At 45.1% G+C, this 24,163-nt stretch carries 20 protein-coding genes, 1 tRNA gene and 1 riboswitch; of the genes, 7 read left to right on the top strand and 14 right to left on the bottom strand.

From position 1 onward, the window contains the following. The first annotated feature begins 93 nt into the window (after nt 1-93). Both tsaA and FCL48_RS06440 read left to right on the top strand, forming a co-directional pair. A complete protein-coding gene (gene tsaA / locus FCL48_RS25385; protein ID WP_240744769.1) occupies nt 94-771 on the top strand; it encodes a tRNA (N6-threonylcarbamoyladenosine(37)-N6)-methyltransferase TrmO in 678 nt (225 codons plus the stop codon). 5 nt (nt 772-776) lie between these two features. Further along, nucleotides 777-1,631 (top strand): DNA ligase, encoded by an 855-nt coding sequence (locus tag FCL48_RS06440; RefSeq protein ID WP_136871426.1) that lies wholly within the window; start codon nt 777-779, stop codon nt 1,629-1,631. Between the two features lie 103 nt (nt 1,632-1,734). On the opposite strand, the gene FCL48_RS06435 is transcribed toward FCL48_RS06440, so the two are convergent. The 8 genes from FCL48_RS06435 to FCL48_RS06395 form a co-directional block, all read right to left on the bottom strand. Continuing rightward, nucleotides 1,735-2,463 carry a hypothetical protein gene (locus FCL48_RS06435; RefSeq protein WP_136871425.1) on the bottom strand — a complete coding sequence of 243 codons (729 nt, stop codon included), beginning with the start codon at nt 2,461-2,463 and terminating at the stop codon, nt 1,735-1,737. A 229-nt stretch (nt 2,464-2,692) separates the two neighbouring features. Then, a riboswitch (cyclic di-GMP riboswitch) is annotated at nt 2,693-2,766 on the bottom strand. An 86-nt stretch (nt 2,767-2,852) separates the two neighbouring features. Then, nucleotides 2,853-3,725, bottom strand: coding sequence for a selenium metabolism-associated LysR family transcriptional regulator (locus FCL48_RS06430; protein WP_256374277.1), 873 nt, complete (start codon nt 3,723-3,725; stop codon nt 2,853-2,855). 131 nt (nt 3,726-3,856) lie between these two features. Then, nucleotides 3,857-4,774 carry a cysteine synthase A gene (gene cysK / locus FCL48_RS06420; RefSeq protein ID WP_136871423.1) on the bottom strand — a complete coding sequence of 306 codons (918 nt, stop codon included), beginning with the start codon at nt 4,772-4,774 and terminating at the stop codon, nt 3,857-3,859. Between the two features lie 37 nt (nt 4,775-4,811). Further along, nucleotides 4,812-5,789, bottom strand: coding sequence for a serine O-acetyltransferase (locus tag FCL48_RS06415; protein WP_136871422.1), 978 nt, complete (start codon nt 5,787-5,789; stop codon nt 4,812-4,814). A 39-nt stretch (nt 5,790-5,828) separates the two neighbouring features. Continuing rightward, the gene (gene metW, locus FCL48_RS06410; protein WP_205747659.1) at nt 5,829-6,458 is read right to left on the bottom strand and encodes a methionine biosynthesis protein MetW; all 630 of its coding nucleotides are present in this window, start codon (nt 6,456-6,458) and stop codon (nt 5,829-5,831) included. After that, complete coding sequence (locus FCL48_RS06405) at nt 6,445-7,578, bottom strand: homoserine O-acetyltransferase (protein ID WP_240744767.1); 1,134 nt, start codon at nt 7,576-7,578, stop codon at nt 6,445-6,447. Before FCL48_RS06405 ends, metW begins: the two co-directional genes overlap by 14 nt. Nucleotides 7,579-7,641: 63 nt before the next feature. Then, a complete protein-coding gene (locus FCL48_RS06400; protein WP_136871421.1) occupies nt 7,642-8,919 on the bottom strand; it encodes an O-acetylhomoserine aminocarboxypropyltransferase/cysteine synthase family protein in 1,278 nt (425 codons plus the stop codon). Nucleotides 8,920-8,967: 48 nt separating this feature from the next. Beyond that, nucleotides 8,968-9,597 carry a tetratricopeptide repeat protein gene (locus FCL48_RS06395; RefSeq protein ID WP_136871420.1) on the bottom strand — a complete coding sequence of 210 codons (630 nt, stop codon included), beginning with the start codon at nt 9,595-9,597 and terminating at the stop codon, nt 8,968-8,970. Nucleotides 9,598-10,063: 466 nt separating this feature from the next. Here FCL48_RS06395 and FCL48_RS06390 point away from each other — a divergent pair, with 466 nt between their 5' ends. Beyond that, nucleotides 10,064-12,562, top strand: coding sequence for a glycogen/starch/alpha-glucan phosphorylase (locus tag FCL48_RS06390; protein WP_240744766.1), 2,499 nt, complete (start codon nt 10,064-10,066; stop codon nt 12,560-12,562). Between the two features lie 205 nt (nt 12,563-12,767). Here FCL48_RS06390 and FCL48_RS06385 read toward each other — a convergent pair. Next, a tRNA-Cys gene (locus tag FCL48_RS06385) sits at nt 12,768-12,843 on the bottom strand. A gap of 58 nt (nt 12,844-12,901) precedes the next feature. Here FCL48_RS06385 and rnc point away from each other — a divergent pair. Genes rnc through FCL48_RS06370 form a run of 3 tightly spaced genes read left to right on the top strand, consistent with a single transcriptional unit; the run spans nt 12,902 to nt 16,615 of the window. Next, nucleotides 12,902-13,633: a ribonuclease III gene (gene rnc / locus FCL48_RS06380; RefSeq protein ID WP_136871419.1), complete on the top strand. Its 732-nt coding sequence runs from the start codon at nt 12,902-12,904 to the stop codon at nt 13,631-13,633. Further along, nucleotides 13,630-14,643 carry an elongator complex protein 3 gene (locus FCL48_RS06375; RefSeq protein WP_136871418.1) on the top strand — a complete coding sequence of 338 codons (1,014 nt, stop codon included), beginning with the start codon at nt 13,630-13,632 and terminating at the stop codon, nt 14,641-14,643. The genes rnc and FCL48_RS06375 overlap by 4 nt, the downstream gene beginning before the upstream one ends. Next, nucleotides 14,627-16,615: an ABC-F family ATP-binding cassette domain-containing protein gene (locus FCL48_RS06370; RefSeq protein ID WP_136871417.1), complete on the top strand. Its 1,989-nt coding sequence runs from the start codon at nt 14,627-14,629 to the stop codon at nt 16,613-16,615. Before FCL48_RS06375 ends, FCL48_RS06370 begins: the two co-directional genes overlap by 17 nt. A gap of 237 nt (nt 16,616-16,852) precedes the next feature. Here FCL48_RS06370 and FCL48_RS06365 read toward each other — a convergent pair whose 3' ends face one another. From FCL48_RS06365 to FCL48_RS06355, 3 genes are read right to left on the bottom strand one after another with little or no spacing between them, the layout of a single operon-like run. Continuing rightward, a complete protein-coding gene (locus tag FCL48_RS06365; protein ID WP_136871416.1) occupies nt 16,853-17,494 on the bottom strand; it encodes a response regulator in 642 nt (213 codons plus the stop codon). Between the two features lie 16 nt (nt 17,495-17,510). Then, nucleotides 17,511-19,265 carry a sensor histidine kinase gene (locus FCL48_RS06360; RefSeq protein ID WP_136871415.1) on the bottom strand — a complete coding sequence of 585 codons (1,755 nt, stop codon included), beginning with the start codon at nt 19,263-19,265 and terminating at the stop codon, nt 17,511-17,513. A gap of 8 nt (nt 19,266-19,273) precedes the next feature. Beyond that, nucleotides 19,274-20,305 carry a PotD/PotF family extracellular solute-binding protein gene (locus tag FCL48_RS06355; protein WP_136871414.1) on the bottom strand — a complete coding sequence of 344 codons (1,032 nt, stop codon included), beginning with the start codon at nt 20,303-20,305 and terminating at the stop codon, nt 19,274-19,276. A gap of 770 nt (nt 20,306-21,075) precedes the next feature. Between FCL48_RS06355 and FCL48_RS06350 the strand changes: the two genes are divergently transcribed. Further along, nucleotides 21,076-22,020 (top strand): IS1595 family transposase, encoded by a 945-nt coding sequence (locus FCL48_RS06350; RefSeq protein WP_136871413.1) that lies wholly within the window; start codon nt 21,076-21,078, stop codon nt 22,018-22,020. 192 nt (nt 22,021-22,212) lie between these two features. Here FCL48_RS06350 and FCL48_RS06345 read toward each other — a convergent pair whose 3' ends face one another. Together FCL48_RS06345 and FCL48_RS06340 are read right to left on the bottom strand one after the other, a co-directional pair. Then, a complete protein-coding gene (locus tag FCL48_RS06345; protein ID WP_136871412.1) occupies nt 22,213-22,647 on the bottom strand; it encodes a phosphate-starvation-inducible PsiE family protein in 435 nt (144 codons plus the stop codon). Between the two features lie 286 nt (nt 22,648-22,933). Continuing rightward, nucleotides 22,934-24,088, bottom strand: a complete 1,155-nt coding sequence (locus tag FCL48_RS06340) for an AI-2E family transporter (RefSeq protein ID WP_136871411.1) — start codon at nt 24,086-24,088, stop codon at nt 22,934-22,936. Between the last annotated feature and the right edge of the window lie 75 nt (nt 24,089-24,163).

Below are 24,163 nucleotides of genomic sequence, written 5' to 3'. Positions count from 1 at the left end.
GCGTTGCAGCTGTTTGTTGCATTCGGTGTTTCGATTGGGCTAAAGAGCTGTGCCTTCCTTCATGATGTTCCCTTGACCGAAAAGATTGTATCCATGCTAACTCAAGATGTCAGGTATACGCTTAAACAGACCAAGACACCGGACGTTACAGAGGTAGCGCCTGTTCAGTCAATGGCCTATAGTTGTCGGTTACATAAAACGATAGCAAAAACGTCTTACAACATTAACAAGTACTTCGCCTATTTGTTTATGGGGATTACACCTCTTAAAATTCATGGGCAGAGTGAGTGGTGTTGTGTGGAGTCCGGCTGGCTGTTGTCACCTCAACAGAAGTGCCAGCAACAGATAAATACATTTTTAACTACAGGCAAAGGCATGGAGCGACCGCAGTTAGATATAATTGGCGTGGTTCATGATGATATCAAGCATCGTAAGGACGCACCTAAAAACTATAGTGAATCAAGACACACAGGGGTTCTGGAAATATATTCACAATATACTGAAGGGATAAGGGATATCGTTGCAGGTCAAACAATTGTTGTTCTTTTCTGGTTTCATAAGTCGGCGAGAGATGTCCTCACGGTTTACCCCCGGGGGGACCAATCCAAGGGGTTGCGTGGCGTGTTCTCTACCAGAAGTCCGGCAAGACCTAATCCTATAGCTATTTCTGAACTTGAGGTTTGTTCCGTAGAGGGAAATTTTCTCAAGGTAGTCGGTTTGGATGTGTTGGATGGCACTCCCATTGTCGATATCAAGAAAAAAATAGATTGATTGCAATGGAATCCTGGACAAAAACCATAGGAAAGACGTTTTTCTGGTTAATCTGTTGCATTATTATTAGTTCAGTACAGGTAGATTCAGCAGAACTTATGCTGCCCCAAACCTACGACGAGAGTGTCGATGTTTCGGGCTGGTTGATGAGCGAAAAATATGACGGAGTTCGTGGCTATTGGGATGGGCAGCGCATGTTGTCCAAAAATGGCAAGCAGTTTTTTCCGCCGGCTGAGTTTACCAGGGATCTCCCTCCATTTCCCATAGAAGGGGAGCTGTGGGGAGGGCGTGGCACATTTGAGAAAACAGTTTCAATCGTCAGCAGGTCGGAAGCCCATGATGGTTGGTTGGACCTGAGGTTTGCAATTTTTGATGTGCCGGAGGAGCCCGGTGGCTTTGAAAATCGAATCAGTCGAGCTCATCTTTGGTTTCAGAAGCATCCTTCTTCCTACGCCTTTGTTATTGATCAGATACCGGTAAATAACAGTATGGAGGTCCAACGCGAGCTAGAGCGGATAGAAAAACTTGGCGGCGAAGGCTTGATTGTCCGTAAGCCTGAAGCTCTGTACCTTGCGGGACGGAGCATGGAGATTCTCAAGGTCAAAAAGTACAAGGATGCTGAAGCGGTTGTTCTCGCTCTTTTGCCTGGTAAGGGTAAGCATAAGGGCCGGCTCGGAGCGCTATTGGTCGAGCTGGCCAATGGCGTTCGCTTTAAGATTGGCGGTGGATTCAGCGATGTGGAACGCCAGTCACCACCTCCTGTTGGAAGTGTAGTCACTTTTAAGTATTATGGTCTGTATGAGTCAGGAATTCCTAAATTTCCTTCCTATCTGCGCATTCGCAAGGATGCTGAATTTTGAAAGTATTGCAAGTTTGACCTACTGTTTTTTTAAAGGAGCAAGCAAGAGAGTGCGGTCCCTTCAAGGAGATACTGATCGCTGGGGTGTACCCTCTCAGGTTGTTTTAGCGAATTTCCTGCAGCGACGGTTGTAACCCTTTTGTCATTTTGAGCCTGGTCGCTTCTCCGAGAGCTTCTGCCTTATTTTGCCGGCCACTCATGGTGGTGATGAGGTAGCTGTTACTGCTGATTTTTAGGATTTTTACAGGTATTTTTTGGCGTAAGGCTCCGGCTTTTTGTTCTGCCTCCTGTCTGGAAGACGCCTGATCCAGAACCACCACATAGCTCGTTTGTGCCTTCATAACACCAAAATTAAAACCTGCCCGCTGTATGGTGTCTGGTGCTGCGTATGCCGGTGACACGAATGAAAATGTGATGTCGTTTTTTTTCTGCGACAGGTCATTTCCCATCGGTTCTGGTATCACTGCAGGCAGTATGGGGATTTCTGATATTGATTGAATGGTTTTCTGGTAGCTGCTGTTTTCCTGCTGGAGCTTTTTGATATCATTTACTGTGGCTGTGGTATTCAAGGCTCCAGAGAGGATTGCCGGGATGGCAAGAGCCGAGGTAAAGATGTCTTTTGGAGAGCGTGAGGTGTCCCACTCGAAAATAGTTATGACGACTCCTATAAATATTGAAAAGACGATGGAAAGAATGAGGTAGTTTTGGTTAAACAAGGAAAGTGCCTCTCCATTACCCGGTGTTGTGAGTTCTGCTACCAGGCGTGGGAAGAGAGAGGCGCATAATCCGGCAAAAAGGCCGATTGAAAATTTTAATGGGCGTGATTGTTTCATGGCTCATACTCCTTATGAAGATATTAACGCTATGAAATCATTTTTTGTATTATCCTCCGTGAAGGCAATTGTATTGGTAATGCGATATTTTATTTCCTGCCATCCAGTTTTTTCTTATGCTCAGCTCGAAAAAAGCTGGATATGGGAATGAGCTGTTCAGTGTTCTGCTGGTGATCTGTGCCCTATTACTGTTGCACTGAAACGAAAACAGCCGACTACCTTTTTGCGTAAAGGCAGCTCGGCTATCTCTGTGGATCCGTGGCTTTCCGGCCCTGGTAATCTCCAGGTGTGGCTTTATCTTTATTTGGCCTACTATAATAATCTTGGGATGAAAGTACAAGTCAGGCCCAGGATAAAAACTCTCCCAGGAAGGCCAAGGATGGGGGACTCTACATCTGCTGTTGACGTATGTTTTGCAGAAATATGTTGTACTGATGGGGCAGACTTCGTTTTGCGGGGGTGACAATATAGAAATGTCGCTTCATGGTCAGCCCCTCAACTGTAATCTCTTTCAGTTCACCATTTTTCAAGTCTTCAGCGATGGCATGCCGTGAGATAATCGAGACACCTAAATTTGCTTTTATGGCTTCTTTAACTGCGGCACTGGACCCCAGGGTCGCACAGATTGAAAGTTGCCTGAGGTTTACTTTCTCATTAGCAAGAAGCAGTTCTGTGCTTTTTCTCGTCCCTGATCCCTGTTCCCTTACGATGAGGGGCAGGGTTTTAATCCCTGCAATGGTGATCTCAGCTGCTCCACCGTAGTCTTTTGAGGCCGCCAAAACGAGGTCATCTTCCACAAAAGGTTCGTGGGCTACCTTGGAGGTTTGAGGCATTGCACCGACAATGCCAAGATACAGTTCATTTCTGGCGACAGCGTCTATGATTTTTTTTGAGTCCTTGATTCTGACTTCAAAGGAAATAGCTGGATATTTCTTTTTAAACGATGCGGCAAAGTGGGGAATAAGATAGGTGCCTGGAATGGTACTCGCTCCAAGAATCAGGTCTCCTGATATGGATGTTCTGGCGGCGACGATATCATACTGTAACTGTTGGAGATCATCCAAAATTGCAAGTGCACGGGGATTGAGTAGATCCGCTTCAGGTGTCGGCAGGATGGTCCTGCCGAGCCGGTCGAAAAGCTTGCACCCAAGCCTTGTTTCCAGATTTTGAATATGCTCACTGACCGTAGGCTGGCTGGTGTAGAGCTCTTCAGCCGCTTTGGTAAAGCTCCTGGTCCTGTAGACGGTGACAAATATTTTCAGATGTCTGGTTTCGATGGCGACTACCTCTTGTACAAATAGGGATTATTTATTAAAGCCATGGAAACATACTATGGGTGAGTGCATTTTACCAGTATAAATCAGCGGTAAAATGCACAGTTTGGTAGCTACAGCTACTGTTCAATAAGAGGAGTGCTCAGATATCGTTCACCTGTATCCGGGAGGATGACAACGATATTTTTTCCTTTGTTTTCCGGTCGCGCGCCAACCTGGATGGCGGCATACAGTGCAGCACCACTGGAAATTCCACAGAGAATACCCTCTGCTCGCGCTACTTCTTTTGCGGTTGCAAATGCGTTGTCGTTACTGACAGGTATTATTTCATCAATGATTTCTGTGTTGAGAATGGATGGAATAAACCCGGCACCGATGCCCTGAATCTTATGCGGGCCGGGTTTACCACCGGCAAGGACCTGCGAATCCTCCGGCTCAACTGCCACGATTGTAACTTGCGGATTTTCTCTTTTTAAGATTTCAGATACTCCGGTAATGGTTCCTCCCGTTCCCACGCCCGCCACAAAAATATCTACCTTGCCTTCCGTATCTTTTAGAATCTCCAGTGCCGTTGTTTTTCTATGGATTTCAGGGTTGGCAGGGTTGCCAAACTGATCGGGCATGTAGCTGTTTTCGGTGGTCTGCAGAAGTTCAGAGGCCTTTGCTATAGCGCCTTTCATTCCTTCTGCGGCAGGGGTAAGTACGAGTTCAGCCCCAAGATGTTTGAGGAGAGCTCTTCTTTCAATGGACATGCTTTCTGGCATGGTGAGTATGAGGCGTAACTTTTTATGGGCACAGACAAAGGCCAGGCCGATACCGGTATTGCCACTGGTCGGCTCGATGATGGTTGTCTCTTTGCTGATCAAACCATCACGCTCTGCGGTTTCAATCATGTTGACTGCAATCCTGCATTTTACGCTGCCAAGGGGGTTCCGGGATTCCTGTTTCGCAAGAATTGTTGCCCCGGTCTTTGCTGAATAGGTGTGCAGTTGAAGAAGGGGCGTGTTGCCAATGGATTCGAGTATTGTTTTGGACATGGTGATATCCCTATTTATAGTAGTTGATGAGGAGAAATTATGAGTTGGAGTAGATGAGCTCGGGGCGTTTGAGCAGGACTTTCGTGTTCGTCGCAACGCTCTCTGTGATCCAGATATTACCGCCGATTATTGAGCCTTCCCCAATGATGGTGTCCCCTCCAAGTATAGTGGTGTTTGAGTAGATGATAACGTTATCTTCAATGGTAGGATGACGTTTTTTATCACGCAGTTTCTGGCCGGCATCGCGTGGCAGGGAGAGAGCGCCCAGTGTGACGCCTTGATAAAGACGGACATTGTTACCGATAATCGTTGTCTCTCCTATAACCACTCCAGTTCCATGGTCAATAAAAAAGCCCTCTCCTATGGTGGCCCCGGGATGAATATCTATCCCGGTAAGGCTATGGGCGTATTCCGTCATGATTCTAGGGATGATTGGAACGTTGAGAAGGTAGAGTTCATGGGCCACACGAAAGATCAGGGTGGCCAGCAGACCGGGGTAACAGAAGATAACTTCATCCGGGCTTTTGGTTGCCGGGTCACCTGTCAGTGCCGCACGGATATCTGTCGCCAGCAGGGTCGTAATTCTGGGGAGAGACTCAATAAAATTGAGGGCCAGTTTATGACTACGCTCCTCACATTTGGTACATGGGAGTTCATTTCTTCTGCAATCGTGGCGGATCGCCATGGTGATCTGCTCTGAAACTTTATCGTACAGATCGGTTGTCTGTTTACCAATATAATATTCAATATTGGAGGCATGAAGCTTGGTGCTGGTGAAATATCCGGGAAAAAGAATACGTTTCGCCTGATCTACAATTTCAATGACTTTTTCATGGGAAGGGAGCGAAACCGGGCTGATATGTTCGAAACAATCCTCGGTATTCCAGGAGGCAAGTAACTGTTTTACGACGCGAGGAACCTTATCCTGCTGACTGCTGTTGGTTATTTCAATATGATCACAGGGAGCTGAAAGGTCCAGGTGGTTCCTGCTGTTTGTGTATGTTGATCCGGCCATGATATTTTTTTGTCCTTGGTTCTAAGGGGCAGAGTCCCGTTAACGTCGTACTTTCTCGATGATATAAATGCCGTAGGTGGCACGAAGATTGGTAAAATTGTGGACAACGTGTCCATCACTATTAGCGGGGTTTGTGTTGATCAGTATCTCTTTTGTAATATTATAACCAACATCACGGGAGAATTTTTTAAAGTCTCTGATTGTGATTACCCTGATATTTGGTGTGTCATACCAGGAGTAGGGAAGGTTGTCACTTTTGGGTGCGATCCCTTTGAAAAAGAGCTGAAGTCTGTTGGCGTAGTGACTGAAATTTGGAAAACTGACGATTACCTTTCTGCCGATTCTGGCAAGTGAATAGAGCAGCGCTGCCGGTTCAAAGACCTGTTGCAGGGTCTGGCTCAGGATAACATAGTCAAAGCAGCAGTCGGGATAGTCGCGGACCTCTTCGTTGAGGTCACCTTGGAGGACGGTGAGCCCGCGGGCGATGCAGTACGCTGCTTTTGCTTTATCATGTTCAATGCCAGTACCGCGTACGCCCTTGTTGGCTGTAAGCCAGGCAAGGAGGTCACCGTTGCCACAGCCGAGATCGAGCACCCGACTGCCTTCAGGAATTTCGGCACTGATAATAGACAGGTCAAAGCGGATAGCTGCAGGATCAGGAGATACCATTGATAAACCCCCTGATAAGTGAAATGAATCGTTCATCGGCTATGAGGAATGCGTCATGGCCGCAATCCGCTTCTATCTCGCAAAAGCTGACATCCTCACCTCGACGTTTGAGAGCCTGGACAAGTTCTTTTGCCTGATATGTCGGGTAGAGCCAGTCGGAGCTGAACGAGACCACAAGGTATTTGATTTTTTTGTCTGACAACTGTTTGGTAACCGGCCTGTTCATCAGGTCTACCACGTCAAAATAGTCTGCGGCCTTGGTGATATAGAGCAGGGAGTTTGCGTCAAAACGATCAACAAATTTTGAACCCTGGTGGCGCAGATAACTCTCTACCTGAAAATCACCGTCAAAGCCGTAGGATAAGGTTTCTTTGTTTTGAAGTCTTCGACCAAATTTCCGCCGCATGGCCTCGTCGGAGAGATAGGTGACGTGGCCTACCATCCGGGCTACGGCAAGGCCCATTTTCGGAGGTTGCGAGCCGTAATAGTCACCTTTGTTCCAGTTGGGATCAGAGATAATCGACTGCCGGGCAATTTCATTAAAAGCTATGGCAAGTGCTGAATGGCGCATGGTCGTGGCAATGGGAATCGCTGCCTGGACCGCTTCAGGATATTTCACGCACCATTCCTGAACCTGCATCCCACCGACGGAGCCGCCAACAACCGCCCGCAACCGCTTGATGCCGAGGTGATCGATCAATATTTTTTGAGTGACCACCATGTCGCCTATGGTCATCATGGGGAATTTCAGACCGTACGGTTTGCCGGTTTCCGGGTTGATGGAGCTGGGCCCCGTAGAGCCCATACAGCTGCCGAGAATATTAGGGCAGATGACAAAATATTTATTGGTATCTATACCTTTTCCAGGACCCACCAGAAAATCCCACCAGCCGGGCTTGTCCCCCTCTTTGTCCGAGGCATAATGACCCGCCACATGGGAATCCCCTGAGAAGGCATGGGCTATTAAAATTGCATTATCTTTTTTCTCAGAGAGCGTACCGTATGTCTCGTATGCAATGGTGACAGGTCCAAGCGTTGCACCGCTCTCAAGGGTAATCTGGCGGGGTGGCTCTGCAAAGGTGTAGAACTGTTTTTCAACTATGCCAACAGAATTTTCCATGCTCCTCATTTCTTCTTTCAACACATCTATGCAAGCAGACACCGTTGGTATCTGCTTTAGGTTTCAGACCGCTTTTTCAAGAGCCTGACTGAGATCTTCTATTATATCGTCAATATGCTCTATGCCAACAGAAAGACGAACCATGCCTTCATCGATATCCGCCGCTTTTAACTGCTGCGGTGACAGTTGAGAATGGGTGGTGGATGCCGGATGAATGGCAAGTGATTTTGTATCACCCACATTGGCCAGGTGGGAAACAAGCTGCAGGGAGTCAATAAAGGCCTTTCCCGCCTGCAGACCGCCCTTGATACCAAAGGTAATCATACCGCCAAAACCATTTTTCAGGTATTTTGCAGCGGTTTTGTGTCCGGGAGAATTGCTGAGACCGGGATAATATACCCAATTGACCCCTTCATGGCTATCGAGATATTGAGCAATGTGCATCGCGTTTTCGTTATGTTTGCTCATGCGCAGGCTGAGTGTTTCGATACCCTGTAGAAAAGACCAGCAGTTATCCGGACTGATAGAAGCCCCGAGGTTTCTCAGAGGAACCAGGCGCATTCGAAGGGCAAAAGCAACAGGGTTGAGATCTCCGAGGTCATGGGCGTAGCGCAGGCCATGGTAGGATGGGTCCGGTTCGTTGTAGAGGCTGAATTTCGGGTCCTGCCAGTTGAAAGTTCCTGCGTCAATGGCGATACCCCCGATTGCCGTTCCATGGCCGCCAATCCATTTCGTGAGAGAGTGGATGACGATGTCTGCCCCATGGTCAATAGGTCTGAGAAGACATGGTGGGGTAAATGTTGAGTCGACTACAAGGGGCAGGTGATGTTCTTTTGCAATTGCTGCCAGGGCGTCGAGGTCTGTCATGCCAAGAGAAGGGTTACCTAAGGTCTCACAGTAGAGTGCCCGGGTTTTCTCGGTAATTGCCGCCTTGAAGTTTTCTGGGTTGGCAGGGTCGACAAAGTGTACCTTAATCCCAAGCTGGGGAAGAATTGTATCGAACTGGGTATAGGTTCCCCCGTAAAGATTATTGGCAGCCACGATCTCATCCCCTTGGGCACAGATGTTAATCATGGTGTAAAAGATAGCTGAGGTGCCTGAGGCCAGAGCAAGGGCCGCTGCACCTCCTTCCAGTTTTGCCATACGCTGCTCTAAAACATCCTGAGTGGGATTGCCTATGCGGGTATAGATATTTCCAAGCTCTTTTAAGGCAAACAGATTTGCAGCATGCTCGGTATTTTTAAAGGTATAAGCCGCGGTTCGGTAAATAGGGACGGCCCTTGACCTGGTTTCCTGGTCAATATTCTGTCCTGCATGCAGGGCAAGTGTTTCAAATTTCATAGAGAGCTCCTTTTGAGCGTAGAATGTTCAGGATGTTTGGGGGTCGGCTTACTTTTTATCCGCAAGCTCTTTTTTCATCTGTGTTATAAAGTCTCGGACGGTTTCGCCACTCCCCGTTCTCGCATCGGGATCAATAGCGAGGATTGATTCCCAGCTGGTGATGGCCCCTTTCGCATCATCGAGGTCATACATAAGCACAATGCCTTTGTTGAACCTTGAGGGAAGGTGGCTACTATCCAGGGCAATAGCCTTGTTAAATGCTTCGATAGCTTTTTTCGGCTGATTTGCCCTTCTGTACATGACCCCTAGGTCGGTAAAAATATTGGCATTGCCGGAATGGAGGTCGAGGGATTTGTTGTACGCGGTAATAGCTTTTTCTGGTTGGTTTGTATCAAAATACAGATTGCCAAGCTGTACCCATGTTTGAAAATTGTCTGGATTGGCAGTTACTTCCGCCTCCAGATTCAAAAGAGCCTGACTTGTTTCTGTATCGTGCTCGTGTTCTTGCTGCTGATTGGCAACAGGTACAGCGACTGTGTCTGATGATTTATATATGGTGAATGCGATCCCACTCAAAAAACCGGCGATAAAGATTACCGCGTAAATTATCAGACTGTTATCAGACTTTTTTACAGCCGGAGATTCTGGTGTTTGCGGGGTTGATTTCCTTTTGCTCATTTTTTTTAATAATCCTGTTGATGTTGTTTGATTCTGATGATTATATCAAGCTGTGGTTCGTTTAATTGTTTGTTTTAGGGAGTTTTACGTACCACATGGTGGTGTTTTGTTCAACTGTAATCCAGAGATATCAATGCCTGTGGCCTTATCTTCCATAAATGCAAGTTTAAAAAATTAGTGTGGAGTCTACAAATGGTGAAAAGAGACTTATATTGATCAGCATGTTTTGTCGGAGAAGCTCAGCCGTGCTGGAAATTAAACCAGAACAGGAGGATTCTCGTCAAAGAGTGTATTTTCAGTGGTGCTTGCCGGAGTTCCGTTTTTGGTTCCCGGGTAGTTACATTAGATATATCCATTGTAAAAGTTTGTCCAGTGCGCAAAGCAGACTGTCTCCATCGGGGTGGACACTGAGTGTAATCTGGAACAGACTGTTATTGTGGGAAACATCCATCAGGAGGAGCCTGAGATGAAGATATTGGAGAAGATGAAAGCACAGGCGGAAACAGAGAGAGAGGCCGGGATTATTGATGCCTACCCTCCAACTGTGACCGCAATTAAAGAGAGTATTATCCACCACCTGATGAGTTTTCAGGGGAGGGATCCAGAGCGTTCCGGAGCTCAGGATGTTTACAAGGCTCTGGCCTACACCATGCGTGACATCATGGTACAAAAATGGATAGCCACCCAGAAGACCTTCTATGCAAAAGAAAAAAAACGGGTGTATTACCTTTCCCTTGAATTTTTGATCGGTCGATCTCTTGGCAACAGTGTCAGTAATCTTGGTTTGTTTCACGATGTGAAAACCGCCGTGGAAGAACTTGGTTTTGACATGGAGGAGATCAGAGACCAAGAAGAAGATGCGGCTCTTGGTAATGGTGGTCTTGGTCGTCTTGCCGCCTGCTTCATGGATTCAATCGCCACTCTCAAAATTCCAGCCTATGGCTATGGCATTCGCTATGAGTACGGATTGTTTTTTCAAAAGCTGATTGATGGTTATCAGGTGGAAGGGCCGGACAACTGGTTACGAAATGGCTGCCCCTGGGAGTTTGAACGTTCAATGCCAATCTTTAAGATACAATTTTTCGGCAATGTGACTTCCTACCAGGACGCAAACGGCAGATACAGAACAAAGTGGGTGAATACCAAGAATGTAATGGCCAAGGCGAGTGACATCATGGTTCCTGGCTACAAAAATGATCATGTGATTAATATGCGCCTCTGGTCAGCCTCATCTTCCAGGGAGCTTGATCTTGCGGACTTTAGTCGGGGAGACTACATCGGCGCGGTTGAGTCAAAGGTGAGTTCTGAGACCATATCAAAAGTTCTTTATCCCCCCGATCATAACTACGCAGGCCAGGAGTTGCGTCTTAAACAGCAATACTTTTTTGTGGCGGCCACATTCCAGGATATTATGCGGCGATACAAGAAAAAGCATGGGAATTTTGAGAGATTCCCGCAGCTTGTCGCCGTACAGCTTAACGACACTCATCCTTCCATTGCCATTCCTGAACTGATGCGGTTGCTGCTCGATATCGAAGGTCTGAACTGGGAGCAGGCGTGGAAGATCACCGTTGATACCTTTGCTTTTACCAATCACACCCTCATGCCTGAGGCGCTGGAGCGTTGGACGGTTGATATGATGGGCCGGGTACTTCCCCGTCATCTTGAAATAATCTATGAGATTAACCAGCGATTTTTAGATGAAGTCACTGAACAGTATCCGGGTAATGAGCGGAAGCTTCGCGATATGTCCATAATTGAGGAAGGCCCTGTCAAGATGGTACGGATGGCTCACCTTGCAATTATTGGCAGTCACAGCGTCAACGGGGTGGCCGAGTTGCATTCGCAGCTGTTAAAGGATCGTATTTTTCCAGACTTTCATGAGTTTTTCCCGGGGAGATTCAATTCGAAGACCAACGGTATTACCCCGAGAAGGTGGCTGCTTGATGTCAACCCCAATCTGGCGACACTCATCACGGAAAAGATCGGGGTCGACTGGGTGACCAATCTTGATCTATTGCGCGGACTGGAACCTTTTGCGGAAGACCCGGCGTTTTGCAGGGCCTGGGAAACCATTAAGCTGGATAACAAGACCCGACTTGCAGGATATATCAAAAAACACTGTAATGTCGTGGTGGACCCCACAACCATGTTTGATATTCAGGTGAAGCGTATCCATGAATACAAGAGACAGCTGCTCAACGCCCTGCATCTGATCCACCTGTATCATCGTATTATCCATGGTGAGGCAGAGGGTGTTGCGCCGCGAACTGCTGTTTTTGCTGGCAAGGCTGCCCCTTCCTACTGGCGGGCCAAGCTCATTATTAAACTGATCACCTCCATCGGCGATGTTATTAACAAGGACCCAAGGGTTAAAAATCGTCTCAAGGTTGTTTTCCTGCCCAATTATAATGTTTCCCAGGCAGAGATCATCATGCCGGCGGCAGACCTCTCAGAGCAGATTTCAACCGCGGGTACCGAGGCTTCGGGTACGGGGAATATGAAATTTTCTCTCAACGGAGCTTTGACCATCGGGACTTTGGACGGGGCGAATATTGAGATCCGTGAGGAAGTGGGGGAAGAAAATATCTTCATTTTTGGCATGACTGCAGAAGAAGCTGAGTTTGAAAGAAAAAATATCAGCCGCACCCCATGGCAGGTCTGTCAGATGAATCCTGCCATTAATGCGGTTATAGAATCCATCGAAGACGGATCGTTTAGCGGCGGGGATCGGGAACTGTTCAAACCACTTGTGGACAGTCTCATGGATCGGCATGATCCCTACCTCCTGCTTCTGGATCTCGAATCTTATATCTCCTGCCAGAATCAGGTCAGCGAGGCCTTTCTGGATCCGAAGACCTGGACGAAGAAATCCATCCTCAACGTGGCCAGGATGGGGAAATTTTCAACAGATCGAACAATTAAACAGTATTCAGAAGAGATCTGGGGAATTCCTGTGGAGTAAGGCGGGAGAGGCTGCAGGGTGTGATGTAGCTTGACCTTGCAAGCAATATGGGTTATTTCTTGCGCCAGCGCACCAGGCACGCTATGGGCTTACGTATCCCATGGGTGTCTGGTTGCGGTATCATCCACAGACTGAGTGGAGCCCGTTGACACAGGACAAAAAAAGGGATTACAGATTGTTATATCTGTAATCCCTTTAGAATTCCTGGAGGCGGCGATCGGAGTCGAACCGATGAATAATGGTTTTGCAGACCACTGCCTTGGCCACTTGGCTACGCCGCCCCTGTGAAGGACACCTTTATACCATACTAAAAAAATTTGACAAGGAAAATTTATAAAAATGGGATTGAACATTGATTCGATGGTACGAATGAACAAAGACAGACTGTGTGAGTTTGAAAAAATACTTGAATATCGATTCACAGATTTACGTCTGTTACAGCGTGCTCTCGTCCATTCCTCCTATGCTTTTGAACAGTCGCAGGATATTGAAAACAATGAAAAACTCGAATTCCTCGGCGACGCAGTGCTTGACCTTGTCATTGGTCATATTCTCTCTAACCGCTACGAAGAAATGCGGGAAGGGCAGTTGACCATGCTGCGAGCATCTCTTGTCAATGAACAGCATCTGGCAAAAATGGCCAGAGAGATCAGCCTTGGGGACTTTCTTTATTTAGGTAAAGGCGAAGATGCTTCGAAGGGGAGACAGAAAGCCTCCATTCTTTCCTGTGCCTATGAAGCTGTTGTCGGAGCAGTTTTTGAAGATGGCGGCTATGAAGTGGTTGCAAGTCTTGTAGAACGTTTTTTTCTGCCCACATTCGATGGCAAAAAGGAAGAGCTACTCGTTGCTGATTCAAAGAGTCGACTTCAGGAACTTCTACAGGAAAAATATAATGAAGCGCCTGTATACGTCCTCGACGGGGAGGAAGGCCCTTCCCATAAAAAACTTTTTTCCATTTCTGTAATTTTTCGTGAGCAGGTTCTTGGTTCTGGTCAGGCGGGGTCAAAAAAAGTAGCGGAGCAAAGGGCCGCTGCCATGGCGATTGCTGAACTGCAGGCAAACAATACATGAAAAACGTCCTTGTCATCCCGGTCTTTATTCCCCATAGAGGCTGTCCCCATGATTGTCTGTTCTGTAATCAACAGGAAATCTCAGGGACAAAAAGGCAGGAAAAGGCCAGGGTACCGGTCCAGGAGATCATTGAGGAATGGCTGGAGCACCAGGGAGCGCGGGAGCAGGTACAGGTTGCTTTCTATGGAGGATCTTTTACCTGTCTGGAAAGAGAGGAACAGGCAGCTCTTCTTCAGGCAGTACAACCTTTTATCGCAGCAAATAAAGTCCATTCAATCAGGTGTTCCACCCGTCCTGACTGTGTGGATCAGGCGGTCTGCGATCATTTGAGGCAATACAATGTAACCACTGTAGAGCTTGGGGTGCAGTCGCTGGACGACACTGTTTTGCAACGTTCCAGACGCGGCCACACTGCGGCGGACTGCGAAAAAGCATTTAGAATGTTGAAAAAGGATGGTATAGAAATTGGCATTCAGCTGATGCCGGGATTGCCGGGTGATACAATTTTTTCATTTTTAAAAACTGTTGAGCAGGTCATAGGACTGGGGCCTGATTTTGTGCGCATCTATCCTTGTCTTGTGGTAGAAAATTCAGGCCTTGCCCAGCTCTACAGGCAGGGTGGCTTTCTCCCGTTAAGTCTGTCCAAGGCCATAGCCCTTACCGCCTATAGTTATGAAAAATTTAGCCGGGCAGGAATCGGTGTTATTCGCATGGGTCTGCAGCCCTCGACAAGTCTTGAAAAAAGTCTCATTGCAGGACCCTATCATCCCGCCTTTGGGGAACTTGTACAGTCAAGACTCTGGTTAAAGCAAATAAGGAAACAACTGGCCATGCTACAAAGCGGGGAAGTGCTTGAAATACACCTTTCAGAACGTGATCTCTCTTCTATGATTGGTAACAGGAAACAAAATATGAACCGTCTGGAGGAACTCGGTTTTAAAAATCGTTTTACTTTGGTGGTCGACAGGAATATGCAAAGGGGATGTACAGAGTATGTTGTCAGTAAATAACCTCGATCTACGATTTGGCGAGAAGTATCTTTTTAAAAATATTTCCATACAGGTTCACAAGGGCAACCGTGTCGGCCTCGTGGGGGTTAATGGTGCAGGAAAGACCACTTTACTCAAAATCATGGCTGGAATAACCAATACCGATGATGGTGTTGTAAGCTGTTCGAAATATTTTTCCATCGGTTACCTGGCTCAGGAATCCACCGAGTTCTTTTCTGAAAGGACCCTTTTTGCCGAGGCAGAAACAGCCTTTGCGCCTCTGCTTGCTCTACAGGCAGAGGCTGACCGCCTTCATGAAGAGATGGAATCCGCCGATCATGAATCAGAAGGGTTTCAGCAGCTACTGCTCGATCATGGCGAAATCATGCAACAACTCGAAGGCAGTGATATCTATTCCATCAGCGGCAAGATTGAAAAGGTACTGCTGGGGCTTGGTTTTAGCCGGGAAGATATGGAAAAGCCGGTTGCCTCTTTTTCCGGTGGCTGGCAGATGCGCCTCAAACTTGCCAAGATGTTACTGGAATCACCCTCACTTCTGTTGCTCGATGAACCCACCAACCATCTTGATATAGTCTCACTCACCTGGGTTGAGCAGTTCCTGAAAAATTATAAAGGTTCCATGGTTATTATTTCCCATGACAGGACCTTTCTGGATAAGACCTGCGAGCGGATATGGGAATTGAGCTTTGGTAAAATAGACGTATATAAGGGTAACTACACCTATTACACCCAGGAAAAAATAGAACGACGAGCCATAGAAAAAGGCGCCTATGACAACCAGCAGGCAAAGATCAAGCAGACCATGCGCTTTGTTGATAAATTCAGAGCCAAGGCCACAAAAGCGCGGCAGGTACAGAGTCGGGTTAAACAGTTAGAAAAGATGGAACTTATTGAGCTTTCCGATGAAGAAAGTCAGATTAGATTCCGTTTTCCTCCGGCACCCGATAGCGGCAGAGATGTGCTGAAGGTTACTGGTTTGAGTAAAACGTTTGACCAGCAGAAGGTCTTTAGTGGGGTAGACCTCCTGTTAAACAGGGGCGATAAGGTTGCGGTCGTTGGTGTCAATGGTGCTGGAAAAACAACCTTTTTAAAGATTGTGGCCGGTGAAATGGAGCCCGATGAGGGCAACATTGTTTTTGGCGCCAATGTAAAAATGACCTACTTCGGCCAGCATCAGGCCCAGGAGCTTTCACCCCAGTATTCAGTGCTTGAGACCATGTCTTTTGCAGGTGAAGATATGACCATAACCCGAATCCGCTCACTGCTCGGGGCTTTTTTGTTTCGTGGAGAAGAGGTCGATAAAAAGGTTGCTGTTTTGTCCGGAGGTGAAAAGAGTCGTCTGGCACTGGCCAAGATGATCGCCATACCCGCCAACTGTATGCTGCTTGATGAACCGACCAACCATCTGGATATGAGTTCCCAGGATGTACTCATGGAGGCAATGGCCCAGTACGACGGTACAATTGTTGTTGTTTCTCATAATCGCTATTTCCTCGATAGCTTTGTGAACAAAGTCCTTGAGGTTCGGGATGGTAATATCACCATGTTTGAGGGTAATATTACAGAATATCTTACCAAGGTTGAAGAACTTGAGGCCCAGGAAAAAGATCTAAAAACAGCTGATGAGAAAGTGACCGACAATGGCAAGGCTGGCTCATCTGAAGGCGTTGAGAACCGTAAGGAGAAAAAGCGTCTGGAAGCCTTGAAACGCCAGGAACGCAGTCGTCGTGCGGGACCTTGGTTGAAAAAGCTTTCCGAGGCAGAGGCCCAGGTGGAGGAGTTCGAAACCAAGAAAGAGCAGCTCGAGACAAAGATGGCAGACCCTTCGCTTTATAGTGATGAAAAAGGTTGGACCGATACTTCAAAAGAGTATGAAGAATGTAAACGGCATCTGGACAGATGGTACGCTAAATGGGAAGAAGCCCAGGAAAAAATAGATGCAATCGATCTTGAACTGGAAAAGATGTCCTAACTACTTCTGTATATTTAATCTCTGAAGGTATAGTAAAAACATACTGACTGTAAAAATATAAAATTGGCCTGATAACTTTGATATCTCACATCGGTCTAACAACTTAATGGACCGCGGCAAAGGGTCCGCTCTCACATCAAGGCTCTTTAGACCCGTATGGACAATAGAATTGCTATAGTATTAGAGGATGGTGGAAAGCTTGGAATTAACGACTACTTCACATGAAAACACCTACAATCACTCTTCTTTTTTACCAAGAGTAGTATCCATCATCTCCTGATACCAGCTCTCATTTGCATACAGTTTTTCAGCACAATCTTCACATATACCATGAGTGAAATCCGCTAGAGAATGTTCTCTGATATATTGTTCGAGCAGTGTCCAAGAACCTTCTTTACCACGAACTTTTTTACAACACGAACAGATAGGAATAATCTCTTTCAAAGTTTTGAGTTCTTCTAGAGCTTTTTCGAGCTCTAAATGTGCAATTCTCAACTTCGCATCAGCTGCCGCCTTGTTCAGCGCCATTTCTATAGTTGAGCTAAGGTCTCTGATGCGATATGGTTTTATAAGATAGCCATATGGTTCAGAGAGCTTTCCCTTGTTCAAGGTTTTTTTGTCAGAATAGGCTGTTACAAATACTACAGGTACATGAGTTGCTTCAAAAATTTTTTGAGCAGCTTCTGTACCATCTATAGCACCATCAAGCTGAATATCCATCAAAACAAGATCCAAAGACTCTTTTTCATTGACAACGATTGCTTCTTCACCAGAGGCCACATTGGCACATACTTCGTACCCCAAACCTACAAGCTGTTCCTCTAGATCTGCTGCTATAATTCTTTCGTCTTCGACAATCATTAAACGTGGGGTTGCCATAATCACATCACCAATATTAAAGGGAAGATGGAAATTTTAAATTAAACTCCAAACCTGTTTCCAAACTATTAATCTCCAACTCCCCATGCAGTTGTTCCGTTAAAAGTGAGATGATCTTTAACCCCATGGAACCAGAACTACTCTTTGCAGTTTCAATATCCTTAATGCCAATACCATTGTCACTGACTTTCAGTTCAATAGCATTATTCGTAGAACGTTTAACCTCGATATAGACGGTCCCTGCTTGACTTGGAAAAGCGTGTTTCAAAGAGTTTGTTATAATTTCATTTAAAATCAAGCCAAATGAAACCGCCTGACTTAGTTCAAGAAATATCTCTGAAGACTCAATCTCATAGTGTACGACTCTATTCTCATCAGCCGTAAAGACATTGTCTAAGCACAATACTAATTTTTTAATGTAGTCATTGAGCAATACTTTACCAAACTCATCAGAACGATAAATTGTATCATGAATAAGTGCCATCGCCTGGATTCTGTTCTGTGCTTCTTGTAGCGCACCTGCAACTTCACTATTCTTGGATTTACCAGACTGAAGGTTCAGCATACTTGAGATCACTGCCATATTATTTTTTACTCGGTGATGTATCTCCCTTAAAAGTACTTCTTTTTCCGCAAGTGAGGATAATATCTGTTTATTGGAGTCCTGCAATCTCAGACTCATGTCTTGCATGGACTCAGCAAGGACATTTATTTCGTCAGTTCCCTTTAAGTCTATTGTAGCAGAAAAATTTCCTCGTCCTATTTCTTCTGCCACCTTCAACAATTTCCCGACAGGTATGACAATAGTACGTCTGAGAAATTCTCCGAATAATTTCATTGTGATCAATATGGTCATTACCGTGAAAAACGAAACAAGCAGAGCTAGACGTTGTCTGGCTGCTCGGTGCTCATTTTCTGGAAGCACCGCGAACAAGAATAGATCGTCACCTAGAGTTCTACCTTGGACAATCGAAGAACGTCCATCAATTTTTGTCTCTAATCTGGCCTCCTGACGTATAGTCTCAACAATATTTTGAAAGAGAATTGGTGGTAAGTTGGTCCTGATTTTCTCCATGTTGACATGGAACAACACTTTGCCGCTGTTATCCGTGAGAAACATATAGCCACTCTCTCCAATGGGATTGTCGAGAATCAGTTGTTGTAGAAAATCCAAGGCAACTGTGAGAACAAGGTAACCATACACCTGGTGATTTTGTACTGTAGAATCTGGATTCTGATCATATGGCCGAAGACGTATTTTTTTTATAACAAACAGTTCGGTATGGCTGTTGTCGTGATTTTCTAAAAATAGGGAATTGACATCTCGTTTGGAGGTTTGACTGATTTTAAAAACAGAAGTGTCAGATTCATTTACTGAGTTCTTATTGAGGCTGTTAACAGCATAGCGGGTATCTTCTGTACCGTCAGGTGAAAGAACTCGAATCTCATGATAATAAGGATATGCCGATTGATAACTAGCAAATTGTCTAATCAGAGGTGGCTGCATGAGGTAAAAGCGTTGCCACTCATTTTCCGTGCGTAAATATTGCTCCAGAATATCTGACTTAGAAAACAGCTCTATATTGGCCTCGGCCGTCTGACGAATGAAACGGATCTGTGTTTCAAGTTGAGCCATCTTGGTATTTATTTCTACCTGGCTGGCTTTTTCAGAGATGTTTTTCAGAGTAATATACGAAATCAAGCCAATGGCAAGTACCGGTCCTACAATAAGAGGAATCAGAAAATAGCGTATTTTGGTTTGTAATTTCAAGCAAGCCCCTATTTCTGTAGAATGCGACTCAAAATACTGTTTTTCATTTTCGTTATATTAACAGGCAACGGCAGATATATTTCAGATTTTGCCAGAACCTCTTGAGAGGGATATATCGTAGGGTTGTTGAGAAAATCTTCCGGTAATAATTTCTCTGCAGCCTTGTTCGGTGAGGCATAATAGGCAGACACCGCAATACGTGCAGCGTTTTTGGGTATATTCAGAAAATTTATAAATTTTGCAGCCAGTTTTTTATTATCTGACGACTGCATTACACAGAGGTAATCGACCCATATGTTTCCACCTTCATCTGGGACAATGTATTCGATCGAGGGCTGATATTCCATGAGCGCAATTGCGTCACCGTTATATATCATTGCCATCCAGACATCGCCTGTGACGAGAACCGATGATTCGTCAAGGGAAATATAGCCATAATTTCTGACGAACGGCCTTTGGCTGACAAGGAGTTTCTCGACCTCTTCATAGTTCTCAGGGTCTGTACTGTTTGCTGAATACCCTAATAATTTAAGTGCCATACCAAAGATATCACCAACATCATTTACCATCAGAATTTTTTGACGTAATTCTTCATTCGGCTGAAATAAAGCCTTCCAGCTTTTCACAGGGGTAGTAACCTTATCTTTCCTATAGGCTATACCGGTGGTTCCCCAAAGATAGGGGACGCCATACCGCTGACTTTCTGGGGATAGTTTTTGCCATCTGGGATCAATATATTTGAGGTTAGGAATTTCTTCTCTAGCCAGTGGCTCAATCCAGCCAATTTTAGCATATGCTCTGATAGCAATATCGTTGCAGACCACTAAATCTATTTTTTTACCAGTTGCCCGAAGTAACATGTCGGTCCGCAAATCCTCTGTTTCAAAATACACTTCTTTTACCTGAACATTATACATTTCTTCGAATTCACGAATGACTTCAGAATCCATATAGTCAGACCAGTTAAGAATGGTCAGTATTTCTTTTCCATCCTCTTGAGGTTGTAATGTTTCTTCAGCATGGCTCAAAGATGAAAACAAAAGGACTGTTATTGCAACAGTCAAGAAATATAGATGGTTTTTTTAAAACATTGGATTTTTTTTGGCTGATTTATTGTTCACGTAAACGTCAAAAAATATAGTATGATCAAATAATCGGGCAACCCTGGAATATTATCTACTCAGTAGGGTTGATTCATCGAGAAAAGAACCAAACTGGAACCAAAAGAGGGATCTTAGCCTCCCCCATACACAACCTAACATGTTAATGAGTATTTGAAGGCAAATCAACAGGGATTTTCTGTATTGGTGTGTGACCAAAAGAGGGATGAATACAGATCGATCTGTTCCTGCAAAGATTCCCGCTGGCAATGCCAAGCTCACGTCAGTGTAATTCAGTAAGGGCTTTCCGGTGCAGGTAGGCCTGTCTATTTATATGGAATAGTTCAGAAATGGCGTAATTTCAGGCCGAGCTTTATCAAAGATAGTTTAAAAATGAGCAAAGCAATAAGGGCACTAGAGTTACCCTGATCAAGTGGTTTGAAAATGTCGACCGATAAGAAAGTATCAACGCCGATGATGGTCAGAAATTGAGTAATCGTCTCGGTTGATTTTTTGGAAGTATACGTAATCTGAAATGCTTTATATCACACTAGGATCTCAATGAATATTTTGATCTTCCAGAGATTGAAAGTATCTTTTTGAATTCTGATTACCCCTAAAGTTCAGTAGAGGTGAAAAGAGTATTGAGGTAGGACACTATTTGTCCTACCAGGTGTGTCATAATACCTCTAAAAAACAGGAGGAGGGATATGCCTAAAAACAAAATACAATTTCAAAAAGGTTTGAGCTTGCAGAACTTTCTAAAATCATATGGTACTGAAGAGGATTGTAGAAATAGGCTCTTTAACATGAAATGGCCTACTGGGTTTTGCTGCCCTCAATGTGGTTGCAACCACTATTATACCATAACAACACGCAATCTATATCAATGCACTACTTGCAAACATCAAAGCTCTCTCATAAGTGGAACAATCTTCGGATCGTCTAAACTTCCCCTTACTACTTGGTTTCTGGCTATCTACTTCATAACTCAATCTAAAGATGGCTTATCGGCTCTCCATTTGAGAAGGCTACTTGGAATTTCTGTAAATGCGGCCTTCAGGTTGAAGCAAAAAATTCAGCATGTCATGAAGAGTTCTGATGATTCTCTACGTCTTGATAACCTTGTTGAGCTTGATGATGTGTACTGGGGTGGTAAAAAAAGTGGAAAACGAGGTCGCGGAGCATCTGGTAAAACACCATTTCTCGCAGCAGTCTCCCATAACGATAATGGTCACCCAATTCACATGCGGATGAGTAAAGTTAAAGCATTTACCTCCAATGAAATTGAGAGATGGGCTTTAAGGCACCTCGACGATAATTGTGTCGTCGTTACAGATGGCTTTAGGTCATTTTCTAGTATTTGCCATGTAGTGGATCTTCATCACTCAATCAACACTGCTGGGATATATGAAGATCCAGACAACAAGTTCTTTCATTGGGTCAATACCATGATTGGCAATGTCAAAAGGTCTATTCACGGCACATATCATTCTGTGAGTTGCAAGCACTTGCCTAGATGTTTAGCTGAATTCAATTTTCGATTTAATAACAGGTTTGATATGGGCTCCATGATTGAGATTTTGATTAAGCAGGCGATTAAAACCCAACCTCTACCTCAGTATAAATTAAAACGTGCTGAAGAATGGGGGTAATCAGATTTTGAATTGTTAGGTTTTTGAGACAATTTCTTAAATACACACAGGGGAAACTTCCTCGGCTCATCTCCATTTTATCGGCCACCATTTTCTAGAGACCTTCTGCATGGTCAGGCAATGACAGTAAGGTGTAACCGAGAACGACGGCGAGGGCCAGCAACATTATCAATAACAGCCGACGATCCCTAGCTATATCACCGGTTTTGTGAGGCTTCTCTGAAATTTCATGCCTGTAGAGGAAACTACGAAGTAACCAGCGACGAGGGCAAGAATAATGACCCCAATGCCGATGAGTGTCAAGCCACTATATTTGTCAGGCTCTAGAATTATGATCTTTCGGCCAATGGCAATCAGTGCGACGGTAAAGATCACTTTCAGTTCGATCTTGCCTTTGAGGTAATAACATTTAACTGTTTCTAGCAGTTCGAGGCCAATGAGGACTAGGAGGAAAACACCGAATATTTCTAGCAAATCTCCTATCTCAAGAATGAATAATGGGGGCTTCAAAATGTCCTGAACCAGAAGCCAGCCAAGATCGATCAATGCTAAAACGACCACCAAAGCCAACATTATAACCAATAGCCCAGTAACGATACGTTCAAACTTTTTCAGTAAATCAATCATCTTTCCTCGTTCCGTTTTTAGGATCTCATTGAAAGCACTGTGAATGTGTGACTGAACATCCTCGGCGCTAGACGCAATTATATTGGCACCCTGGAGTCGCCGCCAGGACTGCTATCAGGCGCATCCAAACGTACCCATGTCAGCGCACAGAAGCAAGAGGCCAAAAAGAGATGAACAACATAATGGACCTGAACAGAGCTGCCCTGGCCAACGCTCATCAAAGCCAACCACAATACCCCCAAACCGAATAGGCTATCAAATGTCAACTGCAACGAGGTTACCGGAGTTAGCTTTTATCTCTGATACGAATGGCATAACCAAAAAGATATGTGCAAAATGGTACACCTAAAAGCAACCCCCCAAAACCAAACAGTTTTCCACCTATTGTTAGAATAATGAGGATAATGACCGGATTGATCCTCATATATGAACCATAGATTCTCGGATTGAGTATGTATCCTTCAATCAGATGAATAAAAGCGATGAGCAGCACCGCTAAAAACATGATTTGAATTCCAGAGGTCTGTAGAGCTATCAGACAGATTGGTACTGAGCTGATAAAAACACCGATGACCGGAATGAAACTGCAGAAAAAAACGATCACTGAAAGAAAAGCCACATGTTCGCCAATCCCGAGTATTGATATACCTATGGCGGTCAAAATGCTGTTGACTGTGGCGATGATCAACTGCGCCTCAAGTGCTCTCCCCAGGACTAGAGAGAAGTCGCGGATATCATCGGCAACACTCAGGTAGATGAAGCGAAGTTTGGTATTTTCCAACTCCCGGACGCTTGCCGCCAATCTCGGCAGATCTAGAAGGATAAGAAAAGAAAACAATATTGAAAGAATAAACGTTGAGGTCACAGCGGCAATTTTCCCGCCAATATTGCCCAAAGTCCCAAGGACATGATTGACATTTTCGATGCCACCGGATTCTTCACCGACCTTGAGGAGCTGTTGGAGCATTGATCGGGATGGCGAATACTCAATGACATTGGTTTCCACCGCCTTTTTGTTATTTTCCGGCGCTTCGACGACTAATTCCGGAAGGATTTCGGCGAGCAGGGGATAGTTGATGCTCAGTTCATGAATCTCCTGATCGACCCGTTTTAGATAGGAAGGGAACTGACTCATAAAGAGTTCCGTTTGCACCTTTACCTTAGGCAAAAGGAATACGCCTACCATACTCAGCACGGCAAGGAACAAGATTTCTACAAGGAATACCCGGAACGTCCTGTTTTTGATGAATTTATCTAAACGAGCGACCCCGTTAACCTGTATCGTTGAAAAAACAAAGGTCAGAAAAAGAAGAAGAAAGAACGAGCGAAGTAGAAAAACTAAGGCAAACAGCAAACCCCAAACCATAACGATGGCAATATGAAGAACAATTCGATCCCAGGGGTGAGGCAATGAACTGAATGGTGGATGGCTGGTTTTCATGAAAGCTTCGTGTAGTTTTTATTATAGAGTTCCACAAAAACAATTTGTGAGATGCTAATGCTTTTGTAACCAAGG

Origin of the sequence: Desulforhopalus sp. IMCC35007, from assembly GCF_005116575.1 — a bacterium.
Classification (GTDB): domain Bacteria; phylum Desulfobacterota; class Desulfobulbia; order Desulfobulbales; family Desulfocapsaceae; genus Desulforhopalus_A.
This window is presented reverse-complemented; position numbering and strand designations above follow the sequence as displayed.